The sequence below is a fragment of the Candidatus Neomarinimicrobiota bacterium genome (assembly GCA_018651745.1).
In the GTDB taxonomy this organism is placed as follows: Bacteria; Fidelibacterota; Marinisomatia; order Marinisomatales; family TCS55; genus JAAZYX01.
The window spans coordinates 54,532-74,487 of the sequence record JABIDL010000010.1 but is presented as its reverse complement, the minus strand read 5'-3'; the positions used below and the strand labels follow the sequence as shown (position 1 = coordinate 74,487).

The 19,956-nt window shown below is 39.4% G+C and carries 21 protein-coding genes; 7 read left to right on the top strand and 14 right to left on the bottom strand.

The genetic code is table 11. The features are described from left to right. Window positions 1-4 precede the first annotated feature (4 nt). Both HOD97_01435 and HOD97_01430 read left to right on the top strand, forming a co-directional pair. Entirely contained in the window at window positions 5-1,957 is a 1,953-nt protein-coding gene (locus HOD97_01435; protein ID MBT4280272.1) for a (Fe-S)-binding protein, read from the top strand. 83 nt (window positions 1,958-2,040) lie between these two features. After that, entirely contained in the window at window positions 2,041-3,801 is a 1,761-nt protein-coding gene (locus tag HOD97_01430) for an acetyl-CoA carboxylase carboxyl transferase subunit alpha/beta (protein ID MBT4280271.1), read from the top strand. A gap of 86 nt (window positions 3,802-3,887) precedes the next feature. On the opposite strand, the gene HOD97_01425 is transcribed toward HOD97_01430, so the two are convergent. From HOD97_01425 to HOD97_01360, 14 genes are all read right to left on the bottom strand, one after another. Next, window positions 3,888-4,310 (bottom strand): dCMP deaminase family protein, encoded by a 423-nt coding sequence (locus tag HOD97_01425; protein ID MBT4280270.1) that lies wholly within the window; start codon window positions 4,308-4,310, stop codon window positions 3,888-3,890. Beyond that, the gene (locus HOD97_01420) at window positions 4,307-4,543 is read right to left on the bottom strand and encodes a DUF2480 family protein (GenBank protein ID MBT4280269.1); all 237 of its coding nucleotides are present in this window, start codon (window positions 4,541-4,543) and stop codon (window positions 4,307-4,309) included. The genes HOD97_01425 and HOD97_01420 overlap by 4 nt, the downstream gene beginning before the upstream one ends. Before the next feature lie 43 nt (window positions 4,544-4,586). Further along, window positions 4,587-4,859 carry a hypothetical protein gene (locus HOD97_01415; protein ID MBT4280268.1) on the bottom strand — a complete coding sequence of 91 codons (273 nt, stop codon included), beginning with the start codon at window positions 4,857-4,859 and terminating at the stop codon, window positions 4,587-4,589. Window positions 4,860-5,038: 179 nt separating this feature from the next. Continuing rightward, complete coding sequence (locus HOD97_01410) at window positions 5,039-6,250, bottom strand: cysteine desulfurase (GenBank protein ID MBT4280267.1); 1,212 nt, start codon at window positions 6,248-6,250, stop codon at window positions 5,039-5,041. Continuing rightward, the gene (gene sufT / locus HOD97_01405) at window positions 6,247-6,801 is read right to left on the bottom strand and encodes a putative Fe-S cluster assembly protein SufT (protein MBT4280266.1); all 555 of its coding nucleotides are present in this window, start codon (window positions 6,799-6,801) and stop codon (window positions 6,247-6,249) included. Before sufT ends, HOD97_01410 begins: the two co-directional genes overlap by 4 nt. Window positions 6,802-6,804: 3 nt before the next feature. Beyond that, window positions 6,805-7,251 (bottom strand): SUF system NifU family Fe-S cluster assembly protein, encoded by a 447-nt coding sequence (locus tag HOD97_01400; protein ID MBT4280265.1) that lies wholly within the window; start codon window positions 7,249-7,251, stop codon window positions 6,805-6,807. Beyond that, window positions 7,248-8,528 (bottom strand): Fe-S cluster assembly protein SufD, encoded by a 1,281-nt coding sequence (sufD, locus tag HOD97_01395; protein ID MBT4280264.1) that lies wholly within the window; start codon window positions 8,526-8,528, stop codon window positions 7,248-7,250. Before sufD ends, HOD97_01400 begins: the two co-directional genes overlap by 4 nt. Next, a complete protein-coding gene (gene sufC, locus HOD97_01390; GenBank protein MBT4280263.1) occupies window positions 8,525-9,274 on the bottom strand; it encodes a Fe-S cluster assembly ATPase SufC in 750 nt (249 codons plus the stop codon). The genes sufD and sufC overlap by 4 nt, the downstream gene beginning before the upstream one ends. A gap of 14 nt (window positions 9,275-9,288) precedes the next feature. Beyond that, window positions 9,289-10,359, bottom strand: coding sequence for a hypothetical protein (locus HOD97_01385; protein ID MBT4280262.1), 1,071 nt, complete (start codon window positions 10,357-10,359; stop codon window positions 9,289-9,291). 1 nt (window position 10,360) lies between these two features. Next, complete coding sequence (locus HOD97_01380) at window positions 10,361-12,142, bottom strand: M20/M25/M40 family metallo-hydrolase (GenBank protein MBT4280261.1); 1,782 nt, start codon at window positions 12,140-12,142, stop codon at window positions 10,361-10,363. A 53-nt stretch (window positions 12,143-12,195) separates the two neighbouring features. Beyond that, the gene (gene sufB / locus HOD97_01375) at window positions 12,196-13,644 is read right to left on the bottom strand and encodes a Fe-S cluster assembly protein SufB (protein MBT4280260.1); all 1,449 of its coding nucleotides are present in this window, start codon (window positions 13,642-13,644) and stop codon (window positions 12,196-12,198) included. Between the two features lie 4 nt (window positions 13,645-13,648). Then, a complete protein-coding gene (locus tag HOD97_01370) occupies window positions 13,649-14,017 on the bottom strand; it encodes an iron-sulfur cluster assembly accessory protein (GenBank protein ID MBT4280259.1) in 369 nt (122 codons plus the stop codon). Then, window positions 14,017-14,397: a metal-sulfur cluster assembly factor gene (locus tag HOD97_01365; GenBank protein MBT4280258.1), complete on the bottom strand. Its 381-nt coding sequence runs from the start codon at window positions 14,395-14,397 to the stop codon at window positions 14,017-14,019. Before HOD97_01365 ends, HOD97_01370 begins: the two co-directional genes overlap by 1 nt. A gap of 17 nt (window positions 14,398-14,414) precedes the next feature. Beyond that, a complete protein-coding gene (locus HOD97_01360) occupies window positions 14,415-14,816 on the bottom strand; it encodes an Rrf2 family transcriptional regulator (GenBank protein ID MBT4280257.1) in 402 nt (133 codons plus the stop codon). A 226-nt stretch (window positions 14,817-15,042) separates the two neighbouring features. On the opposite strand from HOD97_01360, the gene HOD97_01355 reads away from it, so the two are divergent. From HOD97_01355 to HOD97_01335, 5 genes are all read left to right on the top strand, one after another. Next, complete coding sequence (locus HOD97_01355; GenBank protein MBT4280256.1) at window positions 15,043-15,897, top strand: sigma-70 family RNA polymerase sigma factor; 855 nt, start codon at window positions 15,043-15,045, stop codon at window positions 15,895-15,897. A gap of 24 nt (window positions 15,898-15,921) precedes the next feature. Next, a complete protein-coding gene (gene rpsU / locus HOD97_01350; protein MBT4280255.1) occupies window positions 15,922-16,119 on the top strand; it encodes a 30S ribosomal protein S21 in 198 nt (65 codons plus the stop codon). A gap of 64 nt (window positions 16,120-16,183) precedes the next feature. Next, window positions 16,184-17,521 carry a phosphoglucosamine mutase gene (locus HOD97_01345; GenBank protein ID MBT4280254.1) on the top strand — a complete coding sequence of 446 codons (1,338 nt, stop codon included), beginning with the start codon at window positions 16,184-16,186 and terminating at the stop codon, window positions 17,519-17,521. Between the two features lie 55 nt (window positions 17,522-17,576). Beyond that, window positions 17,577-18,464, top strand: a complete 888-nt coding sequence (gene deoC / locus HOD97_01340; GenBank protein MBT4280253.1) for a deoxyribose-phosphate aldolase — start codon at window positions 17,577-17,579, stop codon at window positions 18,462-18,464. A gap of 12 nt (window positions 18,465-18,476) precedes the next feature. Further along, window positions 18,477-19,946 carry an aldehyde dehydrogenase family protein gene (locus HOD97_01335; protein MBT4280252.1) on the top strand — a complete coding sequence of 490 codons (1,470 nt, stop codon included), beginning with the start codon at window positions 18,477-18,479 and terminating at the stop codon, window positions 19,944-19,946. Window positions 19,947-19,956: the final 10 nt, after the last annotated feature.

The following is a 19,956-nucleotide window of genomic DNA, read 5'->3' as shown; positions in this document are numbered from 1 at the left end:
ATGGATGACGTTCAGCAAAATGTTTAAAGTTATCAGTCGGGGATCGGATCCCCTTGACTGGAAAAAAGCATTTGCACATTTTCCAAAAGGATTGGGAATATTTTTAAGCCAACGTACTCTTTTCAAAACAAGACCGGTTGTTGGTGGAATTCATGCCGCAGTAGCTTGGGGGTTTACGCTCTACATGGCTGTAAATGTGGTTGATATTCTGTATGGAATGATTCCCGGGTTTCATTTTATACCCAATCATTTTATTGGGAAGGTTTATCGATTATTTGTGGATATTTTTAGTGTCCTTGTAATAGTTGGAGTAAAATATTTCATATTTAGGCGATTTATTTACAAGGATAAAAATCTGACGATAAAAGAGCCGGTTTTATTGAACGAATCTGCTCGAAAAGGCATGCGTCGTGATTCATTCATTGTTGGGATGTTTATTCTCTGCCATGTTGGTTTTCGATTGATAGGTGCTTCATTTGAAGTGGCCTTGCATGGCCAAGATTGGAGCCAGCCTGCGGCTACAATATTATCATTTATGTGGATATGGTTGGGAATGACAGAAAGTGCGATAGCTTTTGGGGAACATATGAGTTGGTGGTTGGCATTGGGATTAATTTTAGGATTTTTACCTTATTTCCCATTTTCAAAACATGCTCATTTATTTATGGGGCCTCTTAATTATATGGCGGCAAAAGAGCGCCGTTCTCCAGCTACATTAGATATCATGGATCTGGAAGCGGAAGATGTTGAACAATTTGGGGCATCAAAACTCGAACATTTACCTCAAAAATCTTTTTTGGATGGGTACGCATGTATCATGTGCAATCGTTGTCAGGATTCCTGCCCTGCTTATATAACGGGGAAAGAATTGTCACCATCCGCACTTGAAATTAACAAACGTTATTATTTTAATGATCACTTAACATCTTTAGCAAAAGGGGACGAAACGACAGAACCATTACATCAATGGTTGCTTTCGGAAGAAGCGTTATGGTCCTGCACAACCTGCGGATTTTGTGTTGAAGTGTGTCCGGTTGGCAATGAACCGATGGTGGATATTCTACATATTCGTCAAAATTTAGTTCTCATGGAAAGCAAATTTCCCCAAGAAGCCATGGATGCATTCAATAAAATTGAAACCTATGGTAATCCATGGGGAATGTCTCCGCAAGACCGAGAAAAATGGATGGAAGGGTTAAACGTTCCGCTAATTAGAGAAAAGAAATCTGCAGAATATTTGTACTGGGCCGGATGTGCCGGTGCCTATGATGATAGAGGTAAGGGAATATCCAAATCTGTCGCAAAAATTTTGAATGAAGCTAATATAGATTATGCTGTTTTGGGAAATGAAGAAACTTGTACAGGTGATTCTGCTCGAAGAATTGGGAATGAATATCTATTCCAAATGCAAGCTATGCAAAACATGGAAAATTTTGAAAAATATAACATTAAAAAAATAATTACGCAGTGTCCTCATTGCCTTACTACACTTAAAAATGATTACAGCGAAATGGGCGCCGAATTGGAAGTCATTCACCATTCTCAGTTTATCTCACAATTGATTTCTGAAGGAAAGATAAAACCAGAAAAAAATATTACTGAAAAAATCACCTTTCATGATGCATGTTATATTGGACGCCATCAAGGAGAATACGATGCCCCGAGGAATGTTCTACAAGCAGTCATTAATAATGAAGAAAATTTGGTTGAAATGGCTCGAACCAAAGATCAAAGTTTTTGCTGTGGCGCCGGTGGTGGAAATATGTGGTACGAAATAAATACCGGTACGCGGATCAACATTGAACGATTTGAGGAAGCGATAGAAACTGGCGCAACAAAAGTTGCCACTTCTTGCAATTTTTGTATGATTATGATGGACGACGCTAGGAAAGTAACCAGTAAAGATGAATCTATGGAAGTGGTGGATATTGCAGAGTTAATTGCGGAACGCATTTAAAAGCGTTTCCCTTTGGGCTCTTAACGGTTAAAAAAAGAACCCCGAAATCCGATAAAGAAAAATTAGAATAGAACACTACCGGTATGGCAATCAATAATCATTTTTATTTACCCTTCGAGAAAGATGGAACCTTTGATTATTCAGCTGAATCTATTGCTAATCTAACTGAGTTTGAAAAATATCAGCTTTCTTTCCATCCAGAACGCCCTAAATATTTAGATTATCTTGAATGTTTTGACCAAGTTGAAGAATGTCTAGACAGTCAATCATTTGGATCTTGCCTGATTCAAACCCACCGCGCAGAATTTAGTGGAATAAAACTCATGCTCATCGGTCAGCAGAGTGGGCCATCCTCAAATTACAAGGAAATCCGGGAGGCTATGGTTCATCCTGAAGCATCAGATAAATGGAACCACGGAATGCCCACACCGGCATCGTATGAACGGGCTACCGAAGCGGTAAACATCGCTGATGCAGAAGACCGGATAATTATCACATTGTTAGACACACCCGGCGCAGACCCCACAGAAGAAGCAGAATCAGGAGGAATTGCTTGGCGCATTGGAAATACCATTCAGGCGTTAGCGGAAGCAAATCGCCCAACATTGTCCATTATAATTAATCGTGGTTGCAGCGGAGGCGCGATTGCCTTAACCGGTTGCGATATTGTATTGGCACTTGAATTTTCAACGTATTTGGTCATATCACCGGAAGCAGCATCCTCTATTTTGTTCCATAGCCGCAAGGAAGCCAACCGAGCTGCAGAAGCGATGTGGATCACCTCGAAGGAAGGTCTTCAAGTTGGCATTGTGGATGAGTTAATACCGGAATTACCGGGTCCTGCGCATAAATTTCCCAGTGAAACCAAAGCAGCAGTAACCCAAGCTCTTGAAAAATGGCTACCCGCATTTGCCCTTGTTCCCGATGATGACGTAATTAAAAACCGAATTCAACGCTGGAAGCAAATTGGTCAGTGGAATGAATGCTCTACTGAGGAATTAGAATCTGTTAAATCTGTTAAAACAAACATACCACAAAAGCCGTCCGGCGGATTTATTAAACGGCATTCAAATTGTACTACTGTAAATGGCGACAGAGTTTATGATCCTCAGCATTACAGTCAGTTAGAAGAAAATGACTTCGTGTGTCCAACCTGCCTACGCCGTTATACTAGGTTGACTGCGTGGGATTACATTCAGTATGCTCTTGATGCAGAATCTTTTTCTGAGCACGAGGAAACAAAATATATCGCTGATAAAGATATCTTGTCATTTCCCGGATATGATGAAAAACTGAAGGCAACCCGCGAAAAGACCGGGCTTATGACATCCATGATGACCGGAGAAGGAGAAATTGAAGGGAAATCGGTTGTATATGTGGGAACAGATTTTGGTTTTTTAGGAGGATCATTTTGTATGTCCTCGGCAGAAAAGATTTGGCGAGCGGCGGAAATTGCCATAGAAAAAAAAGTGCCTATAATTTTGCAGGTAGCCGGCGGAGGGGCACGCATGCACGAAGGTTGCTCTTCTATGGTTGGGATTCCAAAAGCTCATGTTGCTTTAACAAGGGTAGAACGAGCTGGGATTAATGTCATAACATTGGTTACTGATCCAACTTTAGGTGGCGTTGCCATCGGATATGGCTCAAGGGGAATTCGATTATTTGAAGAACACGCGGGGAATATCGGTTTTTCCGGCAAGCGCGTCATCGAACAATACACCGGACATAAAACCAGTCGGGAATTTCAAATGACGGAATGGCTCAAAGAAAAGGGTCACGTGATACATACATTCAATTTGAAAACACTTCGGGAAACTTTATCTGAGATAATAAAAAGTGTTTGAATGTTCATGTGTTATAGAATATTACCGGACTACAAAAAACTCTTTGCGGTTAAAAAAGAGAAGAGAACCAACCGCTGATTTATAAATCATTCCAAATGAACGAGTTTAATTCCAAGCTCTTCTGCGTGTTCGCGAATGCGTTCGTCCCTGTAAAATTCGCCAAAATAGATTTTCTTAATACCTGAGTTGGTGATCATTTTAAAACAGCTGTAGCACGGTGATGCCGTTACAAATATTTCAGCGCCTTCAATCCGCACACCGTTTGCCGCCGCCTGGACAATCGCATTTGCTTCGGCATGCACGGTTCGGACGCAATGGTTGTTTTCCATTTCGTGTCCGGCTTCATCACAATGCGGAAGCCCGCGAATGCTACCGTTATAACCCGTAGAAAGAATAGTTTTATCACGAACGATAACGGACCCCACATGCTTGCGGTCACAGGTGGAACGTGTGCCCACTTCCTGCGCAATGTTCATGAAATAATGTTCCCAGCTAACTCTGTTTTTCATAATTCTTTTCGATCAAAAATTTTCACTGCTGCACATGCTTCACCATACAAAACATGATCCGCAACTTGGGAAAGTTTAGCAGCTAATATACAATAGGCCCATGTGGGAATGGCCACTTCTGCACAGCCTTTAATCAACACCCGCTCGCCCTCGTATTGCGACCAGTCTGTTTCATCTGCCTGTTTCCGGAATGATTTTTCCTTCAAAATCCCGCCGTCGAGGAAATTATCCATACTGATAGTTACCATAACTTTTTAAATCCGTAGCGCCTTTGCATTACTTAGGATCTTCCAAAATTTTATCCACAGACATATAAGTTGGCTTATTACCCATAAAATAATGATAATCTAAAATAGCATATCCTTCTTGATGGCGCGTTGGACAAGTTGAACACGTTTTTCTTCCGTCTGTCCGATGCCGCAGAATGTCGAGGATTTTATCATCGGATTCTTTTGCACCTGCGACCAGATCTTCGTCAGTCTCGATGTACCAGCGAAGCGTAACAAGATATTTATTTTTATTTATGTCTTCAGATTTTTTCTTAGCCATTTGATGCTCCCTGTCATTTACTCAAATTGTGAACCGCGCAAGTTTACAAATTTTATGGTAAAAAAAAAGCAGTAACCGCAAAGCCCGCCGAGGGAACCGCTTAGGATGAAAAGGGGAAATTGAAACTTTGTGCCCTTATGTAAAACTTTTTTCTCAGCGCTCTATGCATTTAGCCTGTTTCAAGCAAAAATAGATTCAATTTTTTCGAGACTTTCTGCTAACTGATGAATATCTTCCTTTGTGGTGTACATATAAAAACTCGCCCTGCAGGTTGCTGATACGCCGATCTTTTTCATAATCGGTTGTGCGCAATGATGCCCCGCACGGATTGCAATTCCGTCGTTATCGAGAAATTGTGCTACATCGTGTGGATGAATGTTTTCAAGATTAAAACTCAAGGCACCAGCTCTTTTTTTAGATTTTCCATATACAGTAATGGCAGGATTATTTTCAAAAATGCTCAAAGTATAAATGAGCAATTCCTGCTCGTAGTCGTGAATAGTACCCATACCAATTTCATTAAGATAATCAATGGCTGTCCCAAGCCCGATTGTTTGAGCAATATTGGGTGTTCCGGCTTCAAATTTATGCGGAATGTCATTCCAAGTGGAAGATTCCATGGATACGGTTTTAATCATTTCACCGCCGCCAAGGAATGGATCCATTCCTTCTAATAAATCGGGTTTTCCATAGAGCACACCCACGCCGGTTGGCCCTAGCATTTTATGTCCGGAAAAAACAAGAAAGTCGCACCCCAGTTTTTGTACGTCCACTTTTGAGTGTGGAACGCTTTGAGCGGCATCCACCAAAACAACAGCACCGAAAGAATGTGCTTTTTCTACAATTTTTTCAATTGGATTAATAGTGCCAAATACATTTGACTGGTGTGTAATTGCAACAATTTTCGTTTTGTCCGAAATGCAAGATTCCCAATTTTCAAGTTCGCCATTTTTTGTAATCGGAATATATTTGAGATTTGCGTCGGTTTCTTTCGCAATCAATTGCCATGGAACGATATTACTATGGTGCTCCATTTCAGTGATTAGAATTTCGTCACCGTTAGCTAGATTTTTCCTTCCCCATGCATTGGCGACCAAATTAATAGCCTCCGTGGCACTCTTGGTAAAAACAATTGAGCGATGTTCTTTTGAGTTAATAAAGTCCGCTACATTTTCTCTAGCATGTTCAAAAGCTTGTGTTGCTTTATTCCCAATAGAATAAATAGTACGGTGAACATTTGCATTGAATGTTTCATAATATTTTAAGACAGCATTTGTGACATGTTTGGGCGTTTGGCTTGTAGCAGCGTTGTCCAGATAAACGAGGTCCGGATGCACAGAAAAAATCGGGAAATCTTCTCGAATAGATGTGGGATCGAAATTCGAACTCATAACATTCCAAGATGAAGACGAGCTGACTCCGACATCATCATTTGATTCCATGGCGGATCCCAAACTAGTTCTACATGTACTTCTGACACGCCCGAGATGTTCATTATTTTTTGGTTGACTTCCTCTGCAATAATGTGTCCCATTCCACAACCGGGAGCCGTCAGTGTCATTTTTATATTCACCTCAGTGCCACCATCATCTAAGCTGGATATTTCACAGGAATAAATAAGCCCAAGTTCAACAATATTAACCGGAATTTCCGGATCGTAGCAAGTTTTCATTACATCCCAAATACTATCTTCATTTACATTACCATTCGGATTAATGGGAAGCGGTGCGGCCTCTTCCTCTATTTTTTTTCCAATGGCCTCGGCATCTTTTTTATCAATTTGGAATAGGTTTCCGTGATACAGGATTGTGAAATTTCCTCCAAGCGCTTGGGTGATTTGTCCCCGGTCTCCCTTTTTTAAGGTAGCCTTCGTTCCCATAGGGACTTGAGTGGCATCAACATCGCGAAGTAGAGTTACATATTCGTTTTTGTCATTAAACATTATTTATTCAGTAGTAACTGTTTCGTTGGATTTATCAAGAATATTTTTCAAAGTATGCCATGCGAGGCTTGCGCATTTCACCCGCGCAGGATATTGATGAACGCCAGCCATTACGGCTAGTTTTCCCATAGATTCAATTTCGCCTTTGCCGGTTGTGACCAATTCATGAAACTGGTGAAATAATTTTTCAGCTTCCTGCGTCGTTTTGTCTTTAATAATCTCTGTCATAATGGATGAAGACGCTTTGAAAATGGCGCATCCCGATCCTTCAAAATGAATGTCCACAATCCTGTCACTTTCCAAATGTGCATACAGTTTCAATCGGTCACCACAAAGAGGATTGATCCCTTCAAGTTCGTGGGTTGTGGTTTCCAAAGGACCAAAGTTTCTGGGACTCTGATTATGATCCAAAATGACTTCCTGATATAGTTCACGAATATCTTCCATCACATTTTATTTTTCTGTTTATCTAACCAATCATTCAAAAGGTTATCCAGATATTCCTGTGTTGCCTTGTCTTGGATATTTTGGATGACCTCACGAGCGAATCCATTTATCAAAAGTAATCGAGCTTCATTTTTATTTAATCCACGGCTTTGAAGATAAAAAATTGCCTCAGGGTCCATTTGTCCGGAAGTAGAACCGTGGGCGCATTTGACATCATTTGCATAGATTTCTAACTGTGGATTTGAATTCATCAAAGCTGATTCGGATAAAAGTAGATTTTTATTGGTTTGAATTGCGTCTGTTTTTTGAGAATCCGGGCTCACAACAATTCGTCCATTAAATGCGCCGGAGGATGAATCCGATAAAATATATTTGAAAAGCTGACGGCTTACGCATTGAGGCTGATCATGATCCATAGTGACAAAATGATCTAAATGTTGCATTTCATTGGATAAACAAAGCCCGTTCAAATTGGCTTCTGATCCTTCGCCGTTAAGGCTTACGGAAATATCCTGACGGTATAATTTAGAACCTGAAGCAAAATGCATTCCATGTAAACTCGCATCTGATTCTAACTGGTAGTGGGTTGATGCAACATGTGTGGCGTTAATCCCGTCCTCTTGGATACGGATATGATTTAGCCGAGCATTATTTGCTAGAGAAAATTCTGTAACGATATTTTGAAAATATTCGGTTTTGCATTTTCCAATATAATGTTCGATTATGGTAGCTTCAGAATTGCTTCCTGTTTTTACTCTTACTCTAGGATGAGTCATTTGCAAATCTGAAATATCTGTAGTTTGGAATAGAATGTGGATGGGTTTTTCTAAAATGATCCCTTTGGGAATTTCAATTAAGATTTTAGAACTCATTAATGCTGTATTCAATGCGTGAAACGGATTCTCATTTGTATTCAACTTGCTCAATATTTCTGATGATTCCTCAGCCGATATATCCATTATTGTCCGTACAATTATGCTATCCGGGAAGGATGACATTTGTTTTTGAAAGAAGTCGTTTACAAACACGATTTTATTGAAATCGCTGGTAATTGGGATGGACTCTGGGATGGTTGATGGAAAAGCATTTTCTTTTGGCAAACGAAAATGAGCGGATTCAAGTTTGGAAAAATCAGAATATTGCCAAGCTTCCCAAGAGCGTTTTGGCAGACCAAGTTCATTGAATTGATCTAAGCCTTTTTGTCGAAGCGCTTTCGATTCTGCCGTTTCATTTTCTCGGTGGTTTGCAAAAAATTCAAATTCAGATAAAAAGGAATTCATGCAGATTTTTCCTCCAACCAGGAATATCCTTTTTCCTCTAGTTTTTGCGCCAAGTTTGCTCCACCCGATCTAACAATTTCCCCATCCATTAATACATGAATTTTGTCAATATCCATATATTCCAGAATACGTTGGTAATGTGTAATGACCACAATTGCTCGATCTTTGTTTCGGTAATTATTTACACCTTCAGCAACAATTTTCAGCGCGTCTATATCAAGTCCAGAATCTGTTTCATCTAAAATGGAAAGGGTTGGATCCAGCGTCAGCATTTGGAGAATTTCATTCCGCTTTTTTTCACCGCCTGAAAATCCATCATTCACCGCCCGCGATAAATAATTTTCATCCATTCCAACTAGTTTTAGTTTTTCACGGATGAGTGTTAAAAATTCCATTGCGTCTAATTCGGGTTTCCCAAGGTACTTTAATTTTGCATTAAGCGCCGCTTTCAAAAAGTATGTTGTATTGACGCCGGGAATGACAACGGGATATTGAAAAGAAAGGAAAACTCCTTCCAAGGCGCGGTGTTCCGGTGACCAATCTGCTATGTCCTCGCCTTTGTACAGAATTTTCCCTTGGGTAATTGTATAAGTATCACGTCCAGCAATCACTTGCGAAAGGGTGCTTTTCCCGGAACCGTTTCTGCCCATAATGGCGTGTAACTCACCGGCATTTACCGATAGGTTGATTCCTTTGAGAATTTCTTTTTCATCTACACTGGCATGTAGATTTTTTATTTCAAGCATCGAAGAAAAATTCCTTAGTTATTTATATCTGCTTTAAAAATGTTAGTTTGTCTAGGGTTTTCTACATTTCGGTTAGACGCAAACACGAGCTGCTTTCCATCATTTGAAAAGACTGGGAATGAATCAAATGTAGTATTGGTAGTCAAACGTTCTAATTTTTTTGTGCGAATATTTATAATATAAATTTCAAAATTATGACCAAATGTGTTGTACTCGGTATTCCAATCGTCCATGTTAGAAGAGAACACAATGTGGTTTCCATCGGGATGCCAAGAAGGCGCCCAATTGGTTGCATCATTGTTTGTGAGTCTTACTTTATTAGAACCGTCTCTATTCGCAACATAAATATCTAATGGAACGGCATCGATATATTTCTTACTCAAATTTTCACTCCATTGTTCAGTTTCTTTTGGAGTAGATGGATACCATCCTCGCCATACTATTTGTTCCCCATTCGGTGAGTAGAATGCGCCACCGTCATATCCAAAATCATGAGTAATGCGCGTAAGTTCTGATCCATCATAATTTATTTCGTATAAATCGATGTCACCATTTCTCATAGATGTAAATATGATTTTTTCTTCGGTTGGATGTACAGTTGATTCCGCGTTGTAACCAGGGACGTGTGTGAGTTGTTTCAATCCTTCATTAGTATTATAGCTGAAAATCTCAAAATTGCGTAACGGCCAAATATATTTATGTGGATTTGGATGTTTATAAACATCGGGGCAGTCAGGGCCATCTGCAAGAGTAGAAGAAAAGAATATCGTTTGATCATCCAGAGAATAATATGCACATGTAAATGCGCCATCCGTTTGAACTAATGGGACAATATTTTCTCCGGTAGATGTCATTGTATAAATTTTATCACATTCATTTCCATTGCGCTTGGATTGAAATACCAAATGTGAACCATCCGTTGAAAAATAGGCTTCTCCATTGTCTCCGGAAAAAGTCAACTGTGTGATTTCCCCAAGCGTGAAAGTATCGGAATTGGAGCACCCGGAAATGAGCAATATTATCCCAAGGTACCCGCTCAAAAAATTCGGATACCATGTTTGATTGTTGGTTATTTCTTTTTTCATATTAAAATGGCACCTTTTGTATTATTTCGTGTTTACCTCGTAAGACTTTTACATCAATTTCATCACCTTGTTTAATCTCCGTCAGCCTCTGCATATATTCATAAATATCATCAACGGATTTACCATTCATTTCAATAATAATATCTCCGTCCAGCAATCCACCTTTTTCGGCAGGTTTATCTTTTAGAATGGCATCGATACGCAATCCTTTTGTTTCCGAATAGGTATAATCCGGCATAATTCCCAGTGAAACTTTAAATCGTTGACGTTCTTCTCTTTTTTTCGGCCCCGCTTCTTGAAAAACAAAACGATCATTCATAGTTGCATATTGAATTGCTACTGAAAAGACTAATTCTAAAACGGATTGCATGCCGATATAATTAATTTTATCGGCATCATCTGTTGGAGTGTGATAATCACTGTGAGACCCGGTAAAGAAGAACAATACAGGTACATCGTTTACATAAAAGCTGGAATGATCAGAAGGTCCATATCCTTCGGGTGAAAATGAATGTTGGATATGTTGAGACTTGAGAATTTCTTCAAGAGATTTCTCCAGATCGATGGCGGTTTGGGTTCCGCTTATACTAATTTTTTGTTCTGTTTCATCTAAACGCCCAACCATATCCATATTTATCATAATTTGAATTTTACTTTTATCAATCAAATTACTTTTCACAAAATATTTTGATCCCAAAAGCCCCATTTCTTCCGATCCGAATGCTATAAATATCACACTTCGTTTATTAAGTTTTTCTTTTGAAAATTTTTCAGCCAATTCGATTAAAACAGAAGTCCCAGACGCATTATCATCCGCTCCATTGTGAATTTCATTTTCATCAGGCCTGCGAGATCCGGAATGGTGACCGCCATAGCCGAGATGGTCATAATGAGCGCCAAGAACAATATATTCATCCTGCAATAACTCATCAGTTCCGGGTAGAAATCCAATGACATTTTGTGTTTGAACGTTAGTATAAACCACATCAGTTGTTACAGAAACAAGTTGATTGACTTCAATGGCATTAATTATGTTTTCATCAGAATTCAGTTCGACCTCTAATGATGCAATTGTTTTATGAGATTCTTTTAATACTGAATCTACAAGGTGTCTTCGTACATGAATTATTGGAAGGCTAATCGCCGAGGAACCTTGTTCATATTGCATTGGAATCAGTTCATCTTTTTCATCAAACTCTACTCCGGAAACAAATATAACTCCGGCTGCTTGATGATCTTTTGCCACGGTAATTTTTTGTCGAATTGAACTATAAGCGTTGTATTCTCCATGCGGGTTATTTCCATCGGGTGACCCCCTCAAGATTAAAACCCATTTCCCTGAGACATCCATGTTCGAATAATCATTCCGGGATAGACTGTCGGTATTAAAATCAAAACCGTAACCAACAAACGTTACCGGTGCTTGAAGAGAGCTGCTTTGCGAATATGAAATAGGAATAAAATCTTTTTCCACTTCGTAAGATGATTCCCCAATTTGCATTGAGTTTGATTCCCCCAAAGAAACATCAGTTGTGACTTCAAAATATTGGAAACCAGCTTCACCTAATAATGTTAATCCCGATTTGATGAATTTGTTTTTGACATAATTTGCTGCCAACATTCCTCCGTCTGTGCCGGGGAAGCGTCCTTCGAGATTATCCGATGCTAAAAATTGAACATGAGATTCAAGTTCATTGGATGTAATTGCAAGGGAAGGCCCTGCACAATAAAATTGTATCAGCACTGCAAAACTGAAAAAGATAAACGATTTAATTCGAAACATTATTTTTAGTATCCTTTCTTGTTATTATTATTGTATTCAATCTTGGAGGAATTTTATCCCACCGATCCTTCAAGACTAACTTCCATAAGTTTTTGTGCTTCTACGGCAAATTCCATTGGCAATTCTCTAAAGACTTCTTTACAGAATCCGTTTACAATCATCGAAACCGCATCTTCTGTGGAAATTCCGCGTTGGTTTGCATAAAAAAGTTGGTCCTCGCCAATGGTTGATGTGGATGCTTCGTGTTCCATTTGGGCGGTCGGATTACGAACATCTATATAGGGAAAAGTATGTGCTCCGCATTTATCTCCGATTAAAATAGAATCGCATTGAGAATAATTGCGAGCGTTCTCTGCATTCTTCATAATTTTCACTGAACCGCGATAAGTGTTTTGTCCCTGACCTGCGGAAATACCTTTTGAAATAATGGTGCTTTTGGTATTCTTTCCTATATGGATCATTTTAGTTCCGGTGTCTGCTTGCTGAAAATTATTTGCCAAAGCTACAGAATAAAATTCGCCGACTGCATTATTGCCCTTTAAAATGACACTTGGATATTTCCAAGTAATGGCAGATCCGGTTTCTACCTGTGTCCATGTGATTCTTGCATTATCTTCGAGACAAGTACCGCGCTTTGTCACAAAATTATAAATACCACCCTTGCCTGTTTTTGGATCTCCGGGGTACCAGTTTTGAACTGTCGAATATTTGATGGTTGCATCTTTGTGGGCGATGAGTTCCACAACAGCAGCGTGAAGCTGATTTTCGTCTCGCATCGGCGCTGTGCATCCTTCAAGATAACTAACCTGGCTCCCTTCATCGGCAATAATGAGTGTGCGTTCAAATTGCCCTGTATTTAATGCGTTGATACGAAAGTAGGTACTGAGTTCCATAGGGCATTTGACGCCTTTTGGGATGTAAACAAAACTTCCATCAGAAAATACCGCCGAGTTAAGAGCCGCGAAAAAATTATCGGTATGCGGAACAACAGACCCTAAATATTTTTTTATCAATTCAGGATGCTGTCGTACTGCTTCGGAAAAAGGACAGAAAATGACTCCATGTTTTTTTAATTCTGATTTGAAAGTAGTGGCGACAGAAACAGAATCGAATACGGCATCTACCGCAACACCGGCAAGTTGTTTTTGCTCTTCTAAAGGAATACCGAGTTTTTCATACGTTTTAAGAAGTTCGGGATCCACATCATCCAAACTTTCGTATTTGGGCTTATCTTTTGGCGCGGAATAATAACTGATTGCCTGATAATCAATGGGATTATAGGTCACTTTAGCCCAATTTGGTTCTTCCATTTTCATCCAATGGCGAAATGCTTTTAGTCTCCATTCGAGCAAAAATTCCGGTTCTTGTTTAATATCAGATATTTTTTTAATGACATTTTCATCTAACCCAGGCAGAAAAGTATCTTGCTCGATTTCTGTCGTAAAACCGTATTGATAGTCTTGGTTGACGGCTTTATCTAATATGTTTTGATTCATTGTCATGTTTTTATGCAGAGAAACTCGTTCCGCAACCACAAGTTCTTTCTGCATTTGGATTTTTAATCTGAAAACCGCCAGAAAGCATATCGTTTGAAAAATCTATTACAACCCCTTTAAGGTAGAGGTAGCTTTTTAAATCACAGTAAATGGTTACGCCGTTGCTTTCAAATACCTTGTCGAATTCTTTTTGCTCTGATTCGAAAGACATATTGTAGCTCATCCCGGAACACCCGCCGCCAACCACAGAGAGCCTAAGCGCGTGCCCGGGTTTTTCTTCTGATTCCATCACTGCTTTTAGTCGCTTTGCCGCTTTGTCGGTTATAACAATCTCTGCATTAGTATAATTTTTGGCAATTTGATTTTTTGTTTTTTCCATTATTCCCACTCCGTATTAATGTTAGATGTTTCACCAGTTTGTCCCGTCGAAGGACTAGGCGAAAATCCAAGTTTATTTTTTGCTTCCTCACTCATCATCTTCGGTTCCCATGGCGGATCAAATGTTACTCGGACAAATGCTTGATTAATACCGTCGTTTGCTTCGAGTTTGGTGCGAATATCTTCCGCCATATGCTGCCCCATTGAACATCCGGGAGTGGTAAGCGACATAACAATATTTACGTCAGATTGAGCACCTTCGTAATTATCCTGAATGTCGATTTCATAAATAAGTCCAAGACTCCATAGGTCCACGGGAATTTCAGGATCGTAACATTGTTTTAATACTTCAATTACATTCTCTTTTGTGATTTTGGCCATGATGTCTTCCTTTTAAATTAGACGGATGTAATTTCCCTTACGGTCATGTTTGAAAACATTTTTCGTAGGCTGTCATTAATTTTTTGAATGGGAGAACGGATTGTACAACAATCTATTTGAACACACCCTGAATCAAAATAGCAATCCATTAATCCTAATGGCCCTTCAACCTTTTCGAAAAATTCAGTTAGGGTGATTTTATTTAAATCTGCTTTAATGCGATAACCGCCATGAGGGCCTTTCACCGCATCTACAATTTTTTCTCGTGCCATAAGCTGCATAGTTTTTGCTAGAATTTCATTTGGAATAGCGTACCGATCGGCAATATCTGATGCAGATGTTACTGTGCCAAATTCTTTTGCTTGCATGTGTCTCAGAGCTAAAAGAGCGTATTCAATTTTTCGTGTAATTTTAAGCATAATTTTTCCTATTTATTCAAGGTTAGCAATTTACCCAATCAAAAAAATATAGACCAAGACTTATTTACGACTAATATAGTCGGATTAGTATGAATTCATGGTAGTTTTTGTAGAACCTCAGCATATGAAGAAAACTCCAAGAAATTTTTTTCATTGGATAGCTTGAGTGGTATTATTATTTAGTGTATATTTCTTAGCTCGAAACGAAATAAATATAGGAATAATAATGGCAAAAGCTGGAAGATCTATTAACGAATCAAATCGCAGTCTCAGTCAATATTTGGAAGAGATTGGAAAATACGAACCGCTTCATCCGGATCGCGAAGTGGAATTGGCAATTCGAATCAAAAAGGATGATCGCCTTGCGCTCAAAGAAATGGTTGAATCGAACCTGCGATTTGTCGTGTCAGTTGCAAAAGATTATCAGGGGCAGGGTCTCCCATTAACTGACCTTATTAATGAAGGGAATCTGGGTCTAATTAAAGCTGCCGGAAGATTCGATGAAACAAGAGGATTTAAATTTATTTCTTACGCTGTATGGTGGATCCGCCAATCTATTTTGCAGGCACTTGCTGAACATTCAAGAATTGTACGTCTTCCGCTTAACCGTGTAGGAACTATTTCTAAGATTACTAAGACCGCAGAGAAGCTTGAAGCAGAGGTTGAGCGTGCACCACGTGATAATGAAATTGGGCGAATGCTGGAAATGACGAGTGATGAAGTTGTAGATGCAATGCGAATTTCCCGGCGTCATCAATCGCTAAATGAACCTTTTCGCGATGGAGAAAAAAATTCACTTCTAGATGTAATTGAAGATGATGGCGAAACACCGCCAGATGATTTATTGATGAGCGAATCGCTCAAAGATGAAATCCGTCAATCCCTAGCTACGTTAAAGGACAGGGAGAAGATGGTTATAAAAATGTATTTTGGAATTGATCGGGATTATGCGCTGACTCTGAATGAGATTGGAGAAGAATTCAGTCTCACTCGCGAACGGGTCCGCCAGATCAAGGAGAAGGCAATAAGACGCCTTCGTCATCGATCCCGCAGTAAATCACTAAGAACCTATTTAGGGTAAACCAATTGACAGGAGGTGAATGAATTGGTTGAAATTCAAGTAAGAGATGGAGAACCGCTGGAACGTGCGCTGAGACGTTTTAAGAAAAAATGGGAACGCGCAGGTGTTCTCAGAGAGGTTAGACGCAAAGCGTTTTTCGTTAAACCGAGTGATGAAAAAAGGGAAATCCGGAAAAAAAGTATCCGAAGAATTTCTCGGCTTAATCGGCTTAAAAGACGATAAATCGAACGAAACATTTTTCCGAAAAGGCTCGTAGTATTTTACGAGCCTTTTTTATTTTAACCTTATGATAAATCGAAGTATATCAGGAATTCGAGGGCTCGCAGATTCAGATCTGTCCCGCGAATTTATTAAATCCGCAGCCTCTGGCGCTCACCAACTCCTGAATCCGGGAGTGATATTTGTTGGCCGAGATCCAAGACCTTCCGGATCGGATATTTCTGATTACTTCATCCAGACATTATTATCTTTCGGAAGGGATGTAATTGAAGTTGGTATTGCACCCACACCCACTATTCAGTTTATGACAGCTTCCACGGATGCTGCCGGCGGAATTGTTGTTACCGCAAGTCACAATCCATCTGAATGGAATGGCCTAAAATTTATAACCAAAGACGGTACATTTTTTGATTCAGAATTGTGCGGTAGATTATTTCAATTAATGGATACTGGAATTTCAATTCCTAAGGCACAAGACAGAGGTTTACACCTTCCTGATCAAAATTCAATTCAACGTCATATTATTCACATAGTAAGTCTCAAATGTATTAATACAAAAGCGATTCGTAGTCGGAATTATAAAATTGTTGTAGATGCGGTAAATGGCGCAGGTTCAGAAGCAATTCCTCATTTGCTGGAATCATTAGGATGTGAAGTCATTCGCCTGAATTGTGAAACCGATCTTGATTTTCCGCGATCGCCTGAACCACTCCCCAAAAATATTACAGATCTTTGTTCGGCAGTCATTGAGTCTGGAGCAGATGCTGGTTTTGCATTAGATCCTGACGGGGACCGATTAGCTATTGTTTCCGACAAAGGAATCCCATTGAGTGAAGAGTACACATTGGTCATGGCAGCGGACGGATATCTTGCCGAAAATAGTTCAAATAAATATATTGTTACTAATTTATCGACCACGCTTGCTCTTGAAAAGATAGCTGACCAACATGGAAGTATGGTAAAAAGAACTCCGATTGGTGAAATTCATGTTGTCAATAAAATGAAAGAATTGGAATCAGAGTTAGGTGGGGAAGGGAATGGTGGTGTCATTCTTTCCGAAAATCATTATGGTCGAGATGCACTAGTTGCGTCTGCTTTGGTGCTACACCGAATGACACAAACCGATAAGCCATTAAGTGAATGGTTTCAATCGCTTCCTCAATTTAAGATGGTAAAAGATCGGATTGAATTGGGTGATTTCAATCCTGAGGAACTTTTTACAAAAGCAAAAATTGTTTTTAAGAATGCAATAATTGACTCTCAAGATGGATTAAAGTTCACTTGGGATGATCGATGGATTCACATTAGAATATCCAATACTGAACCTATTATGCGAATTTATTCTGAAGGTCCAACAAAAGAGATCGCCCAAAATCTTGCGAATAAAGTCAAAGATATTATTTAATGAAGTCGTGCAGGCAAAATAGGCTAAATTTCTGGTATGTTTTGATGAATTGATTATGGAAACTTTTATTAACCGAATTGATCAAGTGGGTGCACAGGAAAGAGTTTCAAGGCTTTTTTCTCGAAGTGTCAAAAAAGAATCAAAAATGGATGCTTTAAAAACTGTTTTAAGCATGATCGATTTGACGACGCTGGAAGGGAAAGATTCCCCGGGAAAAGTAAAACAGTTATGCTACAAAGCGGCTCATTTACATGATCAATTTTCAGGTTTGCCATCCGTAGCGGCTATTTGTGTTTATCCCACTATGGTGCCCGTTGCAAAAAAAGCATTAGAAAATACAGATATAAATGTTGCGTCTGTTGCAACGGCTTTTCCAGCGGGAATGGCATCTCTTGAATATAAATTGGAGGAAGTAAAGAAGGTCGTTGCTGATGGAGCCGATGAAGTGGATATGGTCATTTCCAGAGGAAAATTTCTTCGGGGGGAATACACGTATGTAGCAGATGAAATATCAGCTGTAAAAGAAGCCTGCGGAAAGGCACATTTAAAGGTCATTTTAGAGACAGGCGAATTGGTAACATTGGATAATGTTCGTTTAGCCAGCGATATTGCCATGGCAGCTGGAGCTGATTTCATCAAAACATCCACAGGAAAAGTATCACCAGCGGCTACACCTCCCGTGGTACTTATTATGTTAGAAGCGATTCGTGATTATTACAAAAAAACAGGTAAAAAAATAGGCATGAAACCGGCTGGAGGAATTAGTAAAGCTAAATTGGCCATTCAATATTTGGTAATGATAAAAGAAACATTAGGGCAGGATTGGCTGCATGCTGACTTATTTCGATTTGGCGCCAGTTCTTTAGCAAACGATGTGTTGATGCAAATTGTTAAGCAATCAACCGGCGTTTATCAATCCGCAAATTATTTCTCAATGGATTAAGGTAAATCAAACATGGGTAAAAAAAGTAAAAATACAGATACAAAACCAGATTGGTCATATAGTCCCGCTCTGGAAAGTACAGATCATGTTCAGATTAATAAGAAAAACGATCTGTTTATTGATGGAAAATTCATTACGCCGATAAAGGGAAAATATTTTGAAACAATAAATCCTGCGAATGAAGAAAAGTTGGCTGATGTAGCTGAAGCGGATCAATCGGATGTAGATAAAGCTGTCAAAGCGGCAAGAACTGCATACGATAAAGTCTGGTCAAAAATGGATCCTGCTGAACGGGGAAAATATATTTATCGTATTGCACGCTTGATTCAAGAACGCGCCAGAGAATTTTCAGTTATTGAATCCATAGATGGGGGAAAACCCATTTGTGAATCCAGAGATATTGATATTCCTTTGGTGTCGGCTCATTTCTTTTATTATGCAGGCTGGGCGGATAAACTAGAATATGCATTCCCTGGAAAAATGGCAAAACCCATCGGTGTGGCCGGACAAATTATTCCATGGAACTTCCCTTTATTAATGGCCGCATGGAAAATTGCACCTGCATTAGCGACGGGGAATACAGTTATTTTAAAACCAGCTGAAACAACGCCATTAACGGCTATGAAATTAGCGGAAATAATTCAAGAGGCAGATTTACCGCCCGGTGTTGTGAATATTATTAATGGTGCTGGAAAAACAGGACAGTCTTTAGTCGAACATCCTGACATAAATAAAATCGCCTTTACGGGATCGACAGATGTAGGAAAATCGATAATGAAATCAGTTGCAGGCACAGGTAAGCGATATACCTTGGAGCTGGGTGGAAAAGCAGCAAATATTATTTTCGAAGATGCAGCAATAGATCAGGCTGTTGAAGGCATTATTGATGGTATCTTTTTTAATCAAGGACATGTGTGTTGCGCTGGTTCCCGGCTGTTTGTTCAAGAAAGTGTGGCTGAAACGGTCATATCAAAATTGAAAGACAGGATGGAATCATTAATTGTAGGTGATCCTCTGGACAAAAATACAGATATCGGCGCCATCAATTCAAAAATGCAATTAGATAAAATTAAAATGTATGTGGATATTGGTCAAAAAGAAGGTGCTTCAATTCACCAATCATCGTGTAGTTTACCGGAAAAAGGATATTGGCATGCGCCGACAATTTTTACAGATGTAAGCCAATCTCATCGCATTGTGCAGGAAGAGATTTTTGGCCCTGTGTTGGCGATTCAAACATTCAGAACGGTAGATGAAGTCATCACCAAGGCGAATAATACGCCCTACGGACTTTCCGGCGGTGTGTGGACAGATAAAGGATCAAAAATATTTCAAGTATCCAAAGCCATTCGATCCGGTGTATTATGGGCGAATACGTTCAATAAATTTGATCCAACATCACCATTCGGTGGATATAAAGAAAGCGGCATGGGTCGAGAAGGTGGATTAGAAGGGTTAATGCCTTATGTTAATCTGGTATAGTGGGAGAATA

What these genes read in the sequence shown, in the direction of transcription:
- HOD97_01430 (MBT4280271.1), top strand. Translation starts at nt 2,041, where the DNA reads ATGGCAATCAATAATCATTTTTATTTACCCTTCGAGAAAGATGGAACC.
- HOD97_01360 (MBT4280257.1), bottom strand. Translation starts at nt 14,816, where the DNA reads ATGCTTAAAATTACACGAAAAATTGAATACGCTCTTTTAGCTCTGAGA.
- HOD97_01365 (MBT4280258.1), bottom strand. Translation starts at nt 14,397, where the DNA reads ATGGCCAAAATCACAAAAGAGAATGTAATTGAAGTATTAAAACAATGT.
- sufC (MBT4280263.1), bottom strand. Translation starts at nt 9,274, where the DNA reads ATGCTTGAAATAAAAAATCTACATGCCAGTGTAGATGAAAAAGAAATT.
- deoC (MBT4280253.1), top strand. Translation starts at nt 17,577, where the DNA reads ATGGAAACTTTTATTAACCGAATTGATCAAGTGGGTGCACAGGAAAGA.
- HOD97_01335 (MBT4280252.1), top strand. Translation starts at nt 18,477, where the DNA reads ATGGGTAAAAAAAGTAAAAATACAGATACAAAACCAGATTGGTCATAT.
- HOD97_01370 (MBT4280259.1), bottom strand. Translation starts at nt 14,017, where the DNA reads ATGGAAAAAACAAAAAATCAAATTGCCAAAAATTATACTAATGCAGAG.
- HOD97_01385 (MBT4280262.1), bottom strand. Translation starts at nt 10,359, where the DNA reads ATGAAAAAAGAAATAACCAACAATCAAACATGGTATCCGAATTTTTTG.
- HOD97_01345 (MBT4280254.1), top strand. Translation starts at nt 16,184, where the DNA reads ATGATAAATCGAAGTATATCAGGAATTCGAGGGCTCGCAGATTCAGAT.
- HOD97_01415 (MBT4280268.1), bottom strand. Translation starts at nt 4,859, where the DNA reads ATGGCTAAGAAAAAATCTGAAGACATAAATAAAAATAAATATCTTGTT.
- HOD97_01380 (MBT4280261.1), bottom strand. Translation starts at nt 12,142, where the DNA reads ATGTTTCGAATTAAATCGTTTATCTTTTTCAGTTTTGCAGTGCTGATA.
- HOD97_01435 (MBT4280272.1), top strand. Translation starts at nt 5, where the DNA reads ATGACGTTCAGCAAAATGTTTAAAGTTATCAGTCGGGGATCGGATCCC.
- sufT (MBT4280266.1), bottom strand. Translation starts at nt 6,801, where the DNA reads ATGTTTAATGACAAAAACGAATATGTAACTCTACTTCGCGATGTTGAT.
- sufB (MBT4280260.1), bottom strand. Translation starts at nt 13,644, where the DNA reads ATGACAATGAATCAAAACATATTAGATAAAGCCGTCAACCAAGACTAT.
- HOD97_01420 (MBT4280269.1), bottom strand. Translation starts at nt 4,543, where the DNA reads ATGGATAATTTCCTCGACGGCGGGATTTTGAAGGAAAAATCATTCCGG.
- HOD97_01425 (MBT4280270.1), bottom strand. Translation starts at nt 4,310, where the DNA reads ATGAAAAACAGAGTTAGCTGGGAACATTATTTCATGAACATTGCGCAG.
- sufD (MBT4280264.1), bottom strand. Translation starts at nt 8,528, where the DNA reads ATGAATTCCTTTTTATCTGAATTTGAATTTTTTGCAAACCACCGAGAA.
- HOD97_01355 (MBT4280256.1), top strand. Translation starts at nt 15,043, where the DNA reads ATGGCAAAAGCTGGAAGATCTATTAACGAATCAAATCGCAGTCTCAGT.
- HOD97_01410 (MBT4280267.1), bottom strand. Translation starts at nt 6,250, where the DNA reads ATGAGTTCGAATTTCGATCCCACATCTATTCGAGAAGATTTCCCGATT.